Raw genomic sequence first — 12531 nt, forward strand, 5'->3', positions numbered from 1 at the left:
TCGGTACTCGAAAATCAGGCCATTTTAACTCAAGCGAGCTAAATGTAAACAGACACTAACTATAAATGTTCCGCAGCATAAAATGCAAGTCTTGAGCGTTCACCACGAGTTAAACTCATATGTGCACTATGTTCCCAGTGTTTAAAGCGATCTACTGCAAAAGTTAAACCTGAAGTGGTTTCACTTAAGTATGGAGTATCGATTTGTTTGATATCACCGAGGCAAATAATTTTGGAGCCTGGACCTGCTCGGGTGACTAAAGTTTTTATTTGTTTGGGAGTTAGGTTTTGCGCTTCATCTATAATTATGTAGCGATTTAAAAAAGTACGCCCACGCATGAAATTTAGAGAGCGAATTTTAATTTTATTTTGTAATAAATCCTGAGTTGCGCCGCGTCCAAAGCTGCCGCCTACTTGTGAGCTGTGCAGAACTTCTAAGTTATCCATTAAAGCACCCATCCAGGGTGTCATTTTTTCTTCTTCAGTTCCGGGCAAAAAGCCAATGTCTTCACCTACAGGAATGGTCACACGTGTCATGAGAATTTCAGTGTAACGATTTTGATCCAGAACCTGGGTTAAGCCTGCAGCGATGGTGAGCAGTGTTTTTCCTGTTCCAGCCGGACCTTGTAAGCTTACAAAATCAATTTCAGGATCCATGAGTAAGTTTAAAGAAAAGTTCTGTTCACGGTTTTTGGCATGAATTCCCCATACTGAGTGTTTTGTATAGTCACGAGTTAACTGTATTACCGCATGATCGCTCTCAAGTTTTTTCACAATCGCCTGAAATTGATCATCCTCAGTACTGATGCAATCATTGGGGTTCCATTGATTGATTAAAGGTCCTGCCACCTTATAAAAAGTTTTACCACTTTCTTGCCATGATCCCATATCTTTAGCATGGGCATCCCAGAAATTATTATCAAGAATATGCAGGCCACGATGCAGCAGATTCACATCATCCAAAACCTGGTCGCTGTAATAATCTTCTGCAGGAATTCCTAGTATTCCCGCCTTGATACGCAAGTTAATGTCTTTTGACACAATAATGACTTGTTTTTTGCCCGCATATTTTTTTTGTAAACCCAAAGCAGTGGCAAGAATCGTATTATCTACTTTATGTCCCGGAAGAGTGGTAGGAACAACCAGATCGAATTCATCGGTTTGAAAAAACAGTTTGCCGCTGCACTTTTTTTTATCTGAGCTAAAGTAGTTGGGTATCGTTAATCCGGATACGATTTGTTCGTGAGACGTATTACTCATGAGTTCCACCAACATGCGGTTGGTTTGACGTACGTTGCGAGCTACTTCTGATGTACCCGTTTTATGGCTGTCTAATTCTTCCAGAACAACCATTGGCAAATAGATATCATGCTCTTCAAAATGATAAATGGCTGCAGGATCATGCATTAAAATATTGGTATCAAGTACAAACAGCTTTCCACGGGTATTGCTATTATCCATAAAATTCACCTTGTGATTAAAACGCACAGCCTGGGTGAAGGGGGGCCATACTGTCATTTAAGTTAATGACTTTTGACCTTACCCTACGTCCCGCGGCTTGTCCGCGGGATCCAGTGATATCTCTTGTTCCTGGATTCCGCGGACAAGCCGCGGAACGTAGAAGGGATACTTCACTTCACCTAGGCTACAATTATTTGATTACTCCTTTCATTCTGCTTAGGGGATGAGATTCAGTCAAGAATAAAATGGCGGTGAATGAATACAATTTTTATTTTAATGCACTGAGTACTTCGTCTACATGTCCTTTAACACTGACTTTGCGCCACTCTTTGATTAATTTTCCTTGAGGATCAATGATAAACGTGCTGCGTTCAATGCCACGAACTTGTTTGCCATACATGGATTTCATTTTAATCACTTCAAACAATTGACATAACTGTTCGTCCTGATCACTAATGAGTTCGAAAGGAAAGTTTTGCTTGGCTTTAAAATTTTCATGCGATTTTAAGCTGTCGCGGGAAACTCCAAATATCTGAGTGTTTAATTCTTGGAACTGAGGGTAGGCATCCCGAAAGTCTTGCCCTTCTGTAGTACATCCTGGAGTTGCATCTTTAGGATAAAAATAAAGAACTACATATTGTCCTCGATAATCGCTCAAACGCGCATTGAGTCCGTTCGTTGCAGTGAAAGCAAAATCGGGTACGGATTCATCGATATTCATTAATCTCTCCCTGTTTTTTTCATTATGCGCGAACGGTCTCTTTGCCATTCACGATCTTTAATGGAGTCTCGCTTATCATGCTCTTTTTTACCTTTGGCCAGCGCTATTTTTATTTTGACTTTATTTTTTTTCCAATATAAAGAAAGTGGAACTATAGTATAGCCTTGACGTTCGACGCTACCGATGAGATGGTTTAATTCTTTTTTATTCAATAATAGTTTGCGCGTACGTATTGGATCAGGAATGGAATGTGTCGAAGCGGTGATGAGTGGATTAATCTGGGCGCCAAGTAAAAAAGCCTCGCCGTATTTAATAATGACATGGGCATCGGACAGATTTATTTTTCCTGCGCGTAAACTTTTGACTTCCCAACCTTCAAGTACTAAACCCGCCTCGTATTGATCCTCAATAAAATAATTAAAGCCTGCTTTGCGGTTCAACACAATGGTTGAATCGGATGGTTTTTTATTTGTCATATTTATTCTTTGTTGCGATCATGTTTGTAATCCAGTGGTAATTGAGGATAGACTCGATTTAATTGATCATCAACTGCTACTCGGTTATCAAAAACAAAACATTGCCCTTCCCAGAGCGATTCTTCTTTGGGCATTTGTTCAATATAATTGAGAATGCCATCATACAAATGATAGACATTTTCGAAACCCAGTTCTTTTAAATAAGCAGTGGATTTCTCACAGCGTATCCCACCCGTACAAAACATTGCAATTTTTTTATCTTTTTTATCAAGTAAATGCTCGCGCACATACTCCGGAAAATCTCTAAAGTTTTCAGTACTGGGATTGACCGCATTTTTGAATGTACCTAATTCAAATTCATAATCATTACGGGTATCGATTAACACCACGTCGGGATCTTGAATTAATTCATTCCATTCTTCAGGGCTTAAATAGGTTCCTACTGATTTTAAAGGGTCAACATTTTTTATGCCCATGGTTACAATTTCTTTGCGAAGTTTGACTTTAGATTTTTCAAATGGGTTTTCATCATCAAAAGTTTCTTTAAACTTTAAATCTGCCAAACGTTCATCCTGACGAATGAATTGATAAAACAGATCCATTTGCTCACGGGTCCCGGCAAAACTTCCATTGATTCCCTCAGAGGCTAATATGATGGTCCCTTTAATTTTGATTTCATGCATTTTTGCAAGCAAAGGCTCACGCATTGTTTCAAAATTTTCTAAAGAAACAAATTTATAAAATGCCGCAATCACTATTTTTTCCATTGTACTACCTGAAAGAGAAACAAAAATATTCGGCAAAAATTACCATTTACACAGAATTTAATCAATAGGCTTCAATTAAATGCATTCTAGTTTCGTGCCTTGTTTGATGAGACACTAGTTTAAAGATGAAGCAAAATTAACTAAATGCGTTGACAAAAACTAACCAGCGATCATACTGTTATATACCAAAGCTATCTGTGCTTTCATTCGCGGCTTTATTTTATAAGGAGATAATATGGCCCATTACATCCGGAAGTTGCGTTGGTTCTTAATCCTTTGTTTATTTGTCCCCTCTATGAGTTTCGCCGCTACTCCTGTAAAGTCTATGGTGGTTTTTGGCGACAGTTTGTCTGATACAGGGAATACAACCCACTTACTGAAAAGTTTACGTCAAGAAGAAGATCCCGCTTTTTTAGTCGCCCCCTTTAAAGTATTTGTTCTCAATAAGATGGTTGAGTTTGCCGAAGAATATTATGTGCCACAAATGGTTTTGGATTCAGGTATCGCCATAGTTACTGACTTTTTTGATAATCAATTGGCACCCTATATTGCCAATTTGGTTAGTAAAATAAAATTAGTTCCTGTATTACCTGGAAAACCTTATTGGAATGCCCGTTTCTCCAATGGTCAGGTATGGAATGAATATTTAGCAAAAATGCTTTCTATTGCCCCTGAGGATGAGGAGGTTTATTTAAACCGCGCATTTGGGGGTAGCTGGACAGCAACTTATGATTATCAACTCACGGTGTGGAATTTGATTCGTCATCCATTAGGAACAATCAAAAATCTAATTGTGGGTAAGTTGGTTCCTCCGAGTCTTGGTTTAACTGTTCAAGCTTATTTATTAGAGCATCCCGCTTTAAGTAAGGAAACCGTGTTTTTTATTTTCTCAGGTAGTAATGATTACATTAATGTCTTGTTCTTTGAAGACAATTACAACACGGAAGTAATGAGTACCTATGTTGATAATGTTTTATCCGGTGCAGGTTCTGCTGTGATGAAATTAATGAAAGCCGGTGCCCGTCGCTTTGTAATCATGGGGCTGCCCCATATAGGAGACACACCTCGCGCGGTGCAAACCACGGATAGGGAAGTTTTGAATAATGCGATTGATATGCACAACGATCGACTTCGAAATCGTATGCAGGAATGGGCAAAAATTTACCCTGATGCGAATTTTCTCTATATCGACATGAGCGAATATTTTGAACGTGCTTTAAGGAATCCGGAAACTTATGGATTTACTAACACTACGGAAGCGTGTATTGATGTGAAACTTCCTATGTACGACGCATTCCGTAGTTCGCCTTTTGCTAACAACTATGTATTACGTTATGCACAAGTACTTCAATATAGAGACGCAAGCTTTGCTGCAGGAGACAAGAACTATCAAGTATGTGATACTCCGGAAAGTTATTTATTCTGGGATGAAATTCATCCGAGTACACGTGCCCATGGATTGCTTGCCTTTGAGGTGTGCAAAGCTATGAAATACCATGGATATGATGTAATGTGTCAAAATCCTATAGAGTAAATAGAGTTGTGAGTTGCTAAGAGTTTTTCCAGTATAGCCTGGGTGAAAGCACTGCTGTAGCCCGGGTTTTCTTTTTGCAGAACTTCTCAATTGATCTCTGCGCCCTTCTCTTAGCATTTAATTTTAAGAGGAGCAATTTGCGACATTGTCTTCTTTAGCTCACATCACGGAACATGTTAGTGATTTATAAATGTTTATGGCATAATTGCCGTTTTTTTATTGATATATCGTTCATGTGCGGTTGTTGAAATGAGGAGCAGGGTATGTGTGGGATTATTGGAGCTGTGTCTGAAAGGGATATCAGTAAAATTTTACTGGAAGGATTACGTCGTTTGGAATATAGAGGTTATGATTCTGCTGGTATTGCTGTAATCGATAATGATGAACTTTTACAACGCGTGCGAATCCAGGGTAAGGTACAAAATTTAGCTGATGCCATGCAAGAAACAGCTATTGCTGGAAATACAGGCATTGCCCATACGAGATGGGCGACACATGGCAAGCCTTCAGAGCAAAATGCACATCCTCACCTATCCCATGGACAAATTGCATTGGTACATAATGGAATTATTGAAAATCATGAAACCTTGCGCAATGAGTTAGTAATGAAAGGGTATCAGTTTACCTCTGAAACAGATACTGAAGTAGCGGCCCATTTAATTCATCACTACCATCTCCAGAGTGAAAACTTACTTGAAGCAGTACAAACTGCAGCTGCAAAAATGGAAGGTGCTTTCGCTTTAGGCGTTATCCATCAACAAAGGCCAATGGAGCTTGTTGCTATTCGTAAAGGGAGTCCTTTAGTTCTTGGTTTAGGTATAGGTGAGAATTTTATCGCTTCTGATGGATTGGCATTAAAATCTTTTGCACAATCAGTGATTTATTTAGAAGAAGGTGACAGTGCTTCTATTACCTCAGAAAATATAACAATTTATGATTCATCCAAATCATTTGTTGAGCGGCCTCTCCACCCTTTAACGAGCGATGCTGAAACTGTGAGTAAAGGTCCTTACCGACATTTTATGCTCAAGGAAATTTTCGAACAATCTAAAGTGCTGGCTGATACCTTAGAAGGTCGTGTGAATAGTCTTGAGGTGCTTAAATCCAGTTTTGGAGAGCGTGCTTCCAAAATATTCCCTCTAGTAAAGCAAATTCACATTGTTGCTTGCGGTACCAGTTATCACGCCGGAATGATTGCTAAATATTGGTTAGAATCATTGGCTGGATTACCAACCCAGGTTGAAATTGCGAGTGAATATCGTTATCGCGATGTAGTTGTACCCAAAGATACTTTATTTATCACTGTTTCCCAATCAGGTGAGACAGCAGATACTCTTGCTGCCTTGCAAAAAGCAAAAGATATGGGGTATTTGGCCAGTTTGGCTATTTGTAATGTAGCAACAAGTACTTTGGTCAGAGAGGCGGACTGTGTTTTTTTAACACGCGCTGGAGTGGAAATTGGCGTGGCGTCTACTAAGGCATTTACTACTCAACTGGCTGCTTTTTTAATGTTAGCTGCCGCGCTTTGCCATGATAATCGGGCAAATGAAGTTTTAAAGCAATTGCAAGAACTGCCTGCATGTTGTGAACGTGCTTTAAAGATGAACGAGGAAATCGAAGACCTTGCTTCCCTTTTTGTTAATAAAGCACATGCTCTATTTTTAGGGCGAGGCGTACAATACCCAGTCGCTCTGGAAGGCGCTTTGAAATTAAAGGAAATTTCCTATATTCATGCTGAAGCACATCCTTCTGGGGAATTGAAACATGGTCCTTTGGCCCTGGTTGATGAAAACATGCCTGTTGTTGCTGTTGCACCCAATGATGAATTATTGGATAAATTAAAATCTAATTTGCATGAGGTAAGTGCCCGAGGGGGGCAGTTATTTGTTTTTGTCGATGATACCCAAAGTTGGCGCGCAAATGGAGCACGTTTGATTAAAGTTCCTTACTGTGGTTTGTGGGTTGCTCCAATCATTTACACGATTCCTTTACAATTGTTGGCTTATCATGTTGCTGTTGTAAAAGGTACAGATGTTGATCAGCCACGTAATCTTGCCAAATCAGTGACTGTTGAGTAATAATGTGGCGGTTTTTTTAACGACTCACCCTTCGCATGGTACAGAAGTGGCGCGACTTTAGGATAAAAACGTGTAACCTGAAGGCATCACTCAGGTTCAATGATATGCTCTATTTCCGGGTTACGGCTGTGCCTTCACCCAGGGTTCAATTCCTGTAGGTTTAGGGTGAGATAATCCATTGTTATATATTTATGTTTTACGGGGATGTAAATGACTCAAGAGATGTCGAGATTAGCTGCAATTATTGCGCAAGAGCTTAAAGTTAAACCAGCGCAGGTAGAAGCAGCCATTCGTCTGCTCAATGAAGGGGCAACAATTCCTTTCATTGCTCGTTATCGCAAGGAAGCTACTGAAGGACTAGATGATATAAAACTACGTTTTATTGATGAACGCGTACTTTATTTGCGGGAATTGGATGAGCGTCGTGTTGTCGTTTTGCAGTCTATCCGAGAGCAAGAGAAACTCACTCCAGAGCTTGAGAAGAGTATTTTAGCAGCAGACACTAAAACGCGTCTTGAAGATTTATATTTGCCCTTCAGACCAAAGCGTCGTACCAAGGCGCAACTTGCGATAGAAGCAGGTTTAGACCCATTAGCCCAGAGACTTTGGAACAACCCTGAGCTGGATCCTGAAGAACAAGCAGTTCAATTTATTAATCCTGATGCTGGGGTTGAGGATGCAAAAGCAGCCTTAGAAGGTGCGCGCCATATATTAATGGAGCATTTTGCTGAAGATGCTGATTTGATTAATGAACTACGGGAATATTTGTGGCAGCACGGTATCGTCAAGTCAACAGGCAGCTCCAAGAAAAAAGAAACCGTGAATAAGTTTTCAGATTACTTTGATTATTCTGAGGCAATTAAGAAAATTCCTTCACATCGTGCTTTGGCTTTGTTCCGCGGACGTCGAGAAAGTGTTTTACAAGTGAGCCTTACTTTACCTGAGCATGATTTATCATATGGTGAAAATAAATTAGCTGCTCATTTCAATATTATTGATAAACAAAGAAAAGCGGACAATTGGTTACTCGAAACACTACGTCTGACTTGGAAAATAAAATTATTTACAAAGTTGGAGCTGGAGTTGCTCACTCGTTTACGTGAAATTGCAGACGAAGAAGCAATAAAAGTATTTTCCAGAAATTTACGCGATTTATTACTTGCCGCACCTGCAGGCCCACAAATTACCATTGGACTTGATCCAGGAATTAGAACTGGGGTTAAAGTGGTGGTGGTTGATGCAACGGGCAAGTTACTGGATTACACGGTTATTTTTCCCTTCGCTCCACAAAACGAATGGCATCAAGCGATTACTGATTTGGCTAAATTGGCAGCAAAATATCAAGTTAATTTGTTCAGTATAGGTAATGGAACAGGTTCTCGCGAAACAGAACGCTTGGTTACTGATTTAATAAAAATGTATCCTGATTTAAAACTGACTAAGGTCATTGTGAGTGAAGCAGGTGCATCTGTTTATTCCGCTTCAGAGATTGCCTCTCAGGAATTCCCTGATTTGGATGTTACTTTAAGAGGAGCTGTTTCTATCGCACGTCGACTCCAAGATCCGCTTGCCGAATTAGTCAAAATCGAAGCCAAATCTATTGGTGTAGGACAATACCAGCATGATGTGAATCAAGCTCGCTTAGCTCGTTGTCTTGATGGTGTTGTAGAAGATTGTGTGAATGCTGTAGGTGTTGATGTAAATACCGCTTCAGCGGCGTTGTTATCACATATTTCTGGTCTTAATGAAGCTCTGGCCAAAAATATTGTGCTTTATCGCGATGAACATGGTGCATTTAAAAACCGGATGGAATTAAAAAGCGTAAATCGCATGGGTGAAAAAGCATTTCAACAGGCAGCAGGTTTTTTACGTATCATGAATGGAGACAATCCTCTTGATGCTTCTTGTGTTCATCCAGAAGCTTATCCTTTAGTTGAAAAGATTATTGCGGATAAGAAAATTGATATTAAGAAACTAATCGGCAATAAAGAAATATTGCATAGTGTGAATGCAGAGGCTTTTATAGATGATCAATTTGGTTTGCCTACTATAAGAGATGTGCTGCGTGAATTGGAAAAACCGGGCCGTGATCCCAGACCGGAATTTAAAACAGCACAATTCAAGGAAGGTGTTGAGGACATCGGACATTTACATGAAGGAATGATCCTTGAAGGTGTCGTCAGTAATGTGACTAATTTTGGTGCTTTTGTGGATATTGGAGTGCATCAGGATGGATTGGTACATATTTCAGCAATGACTAACAAATTTATTTCTGATCCACGTACGATAGTAAAGGCCGGTGATATCGTGACGGTCAAGGTTATTGAAGTGGATAAGGAAAGAAAGCGCATTGGTTTAAGCATGAAACTAGAAGATGAGCCTGCGAATCAACCAATAAAAAAACCAGCAAAAACATCTGAAATGAAAAAGCCACCTCAGGTTAAAAAAACGGAGTATAAGAAAAAACCTGAAGCCAAAAAAGTTGAGCCGGTTAAAAAGACCGTATTTAATACCGCAATGGCAGATGCATTGGCTAAGTTAAAACGTAATTAAAAAACGGTATTGTTTGTTGCGAGCAGAAACAAACCTAAAAAGATTATAGTCTACGTACCGCGCTTTATGCGCGGTATCCAAGACGATAACTTTGAGATGTCCATGAGTATTCCTTTTAAAGCAAAATCTCTAGATACCGCGCATAAGCGCAGTATGGAGGCTGAAAAAATGCGAAAAACTTTTGTTGAACCTTTTGGACTTAGGTTTTCAATAGGAAAAAATAACTAGCTTCCCAAGAGGGGTTTCGCTGCGCTGCAGCTATATAACAACAGTATGGTGGATAATAATGATCAATACTCCAAAAGGAGAACTCACTATCCAGACTCTAGCAATGCCGGCAGATACCAATGCCAATGGCGATATATTTGGTGGATGGATAGTGTCGCAAATGGATTTGGCTGCAGGTATATTGGCAAAAAAATTAGCATTGGGACGAGTAGCTACAGTGGCCATACACTCCATGAGTTTTTTAAAGGCAGTCCATGTAGGTGATCTTGTTAGTTGTTATGTCACTTTGATAAAACAAGGTAACACGTCCATGACATTCACTGTTGAGGTATGGGCACATCCTGCCACCCAAAATGAAGCGTATCAAGTTACTGAGGGCGTTTTTGTATTTGTTGCCATTGATGAAGAAGGTAGGCCAAGACAGGTTCCTAAAAAAATATGACCAGTAATTCGCCAGAACTGCATCGCTTACTTACTGAAATGGCTACCCTAATTGAACAAAATGCGGAGCCAGATCCTCAGTTATATACTTTATTTTTCCAACAACCTGAACTTGCTTTTAAGTTAACCGAGATCATCAGTAACTTAGAAGAAAATCTGGATGAAGGTCTTTCAGTTTATTCAGCTTGTGTTTTTGCTTTAGATATTTGTGTCGCGCAATTGCAAGGTGCGGCAGAGTCTAATAATAAAGTTACTGCAAAAACATTAGTTCAATTGATGAATCATTTAGCCGAAATGATCAATTTGCGCAAACATACACTGAGTTTTTGGCTGCCGGTGTTAAATTCCTTTTATGAATCACATGTTGAATTGACTGAAGATCTAAAAAATGCCTATTACGAACTTGCCAGTGATGAGGAAGAGCTGATTCCTGAAGGCGAACCTATATCACATTTAGATGCAATTCGGGATTTAATACACGAATTATCTGATCTAAATGTTTTTGAAATCGCCGAAAATTTTTTCGCTCAAAGTTATGCAATGCCAGCTGACTTCTTTGTCGATCTTATGGCTGATTTATACAACATTGAAGAAGGTGCAGATATTGGCTTACTTATTTTATTGCATCCTAAGGCAGAGGTTCGTGAAATTGCTGTTCACACGCTGGATCAAATTATACGAGTAGTTACGCTTTCTTCTATCTCCCTTTCACGGTTGCAGACAATCAAGTATTGGTATCCAAAACAATATCATGAACTGTTTGATTCATGGATAAAAATCCAACGCAAACGAGGGGTTGTGTTTGCACCAGAACCTGAAGTAGCTAAAGTAGTCATTCGAGCGACAGAAGTAGATGGTACGGGTTCGCAAGGGGTTTTTCTTCATGTGCGTAAACATAGGAAAAATAGGCTTTGTGGCTTGTTATTAAAGTATGAGTTAGGTCTTAAAGATGCATGGATAACGCCTTCACTTTCAGTAAAAGATGTCAAGAATTATTATACTCAGGCTTTTGATGAAAATGTGACCTTGCGTGAGGTGGATCTTTCTTATTTTACAATGATGGTAGAACATTTCTTGGAAGTTACAATAAAAAAAGGTGAGACTCCTAATGTCCAGTTTTTAGAAATCCAGGAACTACTGGGGGTACGTTTGCGGCCTGTAAAGCTGGATGTAGACTATCTTTTTGAACAACTAAGCATACAAGTTACACCATTTACGCAAGAAGTGATTTCCGCATCCTTGCGACGTACAAAATCCTGGCTCAAAACCAAATCCTTTACTGAGTCCTGGTATTTGGAAAATCCTTTAATCGATAAAATAGTCAACCATAACAGCAGTTTTGTCGACGGGATTAGGGTATGTCGTATGGAGGAGGCCATGGAGGCTGTATTTTCTGAAGAAATGGAATTGCATCGTGACAAATGGGAATTTCATTTTTTATGGGTTTCTTTATGGATGAAAGCCAAGGAAAAACGAAATGAAAAAATGTGGTGCGATAGTTTTCTCATTGCTTATACCATTCATGAAGGTACACCTTTGAAAGAGATTCCTGTGATGCAGGAAATTTGTCGGCAGACGGTGATTAATAGTGTAGAAACCATGCAAGAGAGACGCACACATTTGAGTCAAGAGTGAGAGAAACCATGTTTACCGGTATTATTGAAAAAAAAGGTACTGTGATGAGTAACAGTAACCATGATGGTGCAAATCGGTTGGTTATTTCATCTGCTTTTAATCAATTGCAAATAGGGGAAAGTATTGCTGTAAACGGAGTATGTTTAACTTTATTACCCTTGGAAGACACAAAATTAAGTTTTGATGTTTCCCCCGAAACGCTGAGTAGGACTACTTTGGGGGAACTAAGAGTAGGTGATGAAGTGAATTTGGAACGGGCCATGCTGGCATCGACGCGTTTTGGTGGTCATTATGTAAGCGGGCATGTAGATGCGATTGCTCAAATTCATTCTATAAAGCACATTAATGAGTTTGTTGAAGTCGAGTTAAGTGGTTTTGATGCAAACGCGATGTTGTATTTAATACCTAAAGGGAGTATTACTGTTGAAGGGGTAAGCTTAACGATTAATTCAGTTGTGAATCAAAGCGTTAGATTAATGCTTGTTCCACACACATTACTTAATACTACCCTGAGCTTTTTAAAATATGGGCAAAAGGTTAATATTGAATTTGATTATTTAACACGTATTGTTGCCCATCAATTGCAAGTTGCTGGAAAGATACACAATCAAGTCCCGTTATGAATTAAGGAGTAGTTC

At 39.4% G+C, this 12531-nt stretch carries 10 protein-coding genes; 6 read left to right on the forward strand and 4 right to left on the reverse strand.

What is annotated here, in order from left to right; all coding sequences use genetic code 11:
• Nucleotides 1–59: 59 nt before the first annotated feature.
• The 4 genes from LXO92_RS03125 to trhO form a co-directional block, all read right to left on the reverse strand.
• Nucleotides 60–1460, reverse strand: coding sequence for a PhoH family protein (locus tag LXO92_RS03125; RefSeq protein WP_182351294.1), 1401 nt, complete (start codon nucleotides 1458–1460; stop codon nucleotides 60–62).
• 268 nt (nucleotides 1461–1728) lie between these two features.
• On the reverse strand, nucleotides 1729–2181 hold the full coding sequence (locus LXO92_RS03130; RefSeq protein WP_182351295.1) for a peroxiredoxin: 453 nt from the start codon (nucleotides 2179–2181) through the stop codon (nucleotides 1729–1731).
• On the reverse strand, nucleotides 2181–2657 hold the full coding sequence (gene smpB / locus LXO92_RS03135; RefSeq protein WP_182351296.1) for an SsrA-binding protein SmpB: 477 nt from the start codon (nucleotides 2655–2657) through the stop codon (nucleotides 2181–2183). Before smpB ends, LXO92_RS03130 begins: the two co-directional genes overlap by 1 nt.
• Nucleotides 2658–2659: 2 nt before the next feature.
• The gene (gene trhO / locus LXO92_RS03140; RefSeq protein WP_182351297.1) at nucleotides 2660–3424 is read right to left on the reverse strand and encodes an oxygen-dependent tRNA uridine(34) hydroxylase TrhO; all 765 of its coding nucleotides are present in this window, start codon (nucleotides 3422–3424) and stop codon (nucleotides 2660–2662) included.
• 235 nt (nucleotides 3425–3659) lie between these two features.
• On the opposite strand from trhO, the gene plaC reads away from it, so the two are divergent.
• The 6 genes from plaC (at nucleotide 3660) to ribE (ending at nucleotide 12516) form a co-directional block, all read left to right on the forward strand.
• Entirely contained in the window at nucleotides 3660–4958 is a 1299-nt protein-coding gene (plaC, locus tag LXO92_RS03145) for a lysophospholipase/glycerophospholipid:cholesterol acyltransferase PlaC (protein ID WP_182351298.1), read from the forward strand.
• A gap of 263 nt (nucleotides 4959–5221) precedes the next feature.
• Entirely contained in the window at nucleotides 5222–7036 is a 1815-nt protein-coding gene (gene glmS / locus LXO92_RS03150) for a glutamine--fructose-6-phosphate transaminase (isomerizing) (protein ID WP_182351299.1), read from the forward strand.
• 210 nt (nucleotides 7037–7246) lie between these two features.
• Nucleotides 7247–9589, forward strand: coding sequence for a Tex family protein (locus LXO92_RS03155; RefSeq protein ID WP_182351300.1), 2343 nt, complete (start codon nucleotides 7247–7249; stop codon nucleotides 9587–9589).
• Between the two features lie 286 nt (nucleotides 9590–9875).
• Nucleotides 9876–10259, forward strand: coding sequence for an acyl-CoA thioesterase (locus LXO92_RS03160; RefSeq protein ID WP_182351301.1), 384 nt, complete (start codon nucleotides 9876–9878; stop codon nucleotides 10257–10259).
• Entirely contained in the window at nucleotides 10256–11893 is a 1638-nt protein-coding gene (locus LXO92_RS03165) for a hypothetical protein (protein ID WP_232890378.1), read from the forward strand. The genes LXO92_RS03160 and LXO92_RS03165 overlap by 4 nt, the downstream gene beginning before the upstream one ends.
• 8 nt (nucleotides 11894–11901) lie before the next feature.
• Nucleotides 11902–12516 (forward strand): riboflavin synthase, encoded by a 615-nt coding sequence (gene ribE, locus LXO92_RS03170; RefSeq protein ID WP_232890379.1) that lies wholly within the window; start codon nucleotides 11902–11904, stop codon nucleotides 12514–12516.
• Nucleotides 12517–12531: the final 15 nt, after the last annotated feature.

This window comes from Legionella resiliens (assembly GCF_021344005.1).
Lineage (GTDB): Bacteria > Pseudomonadota > Gammaproteobacteria > Legionellales > Legionellaceae > Legionella > Legionella resiliens.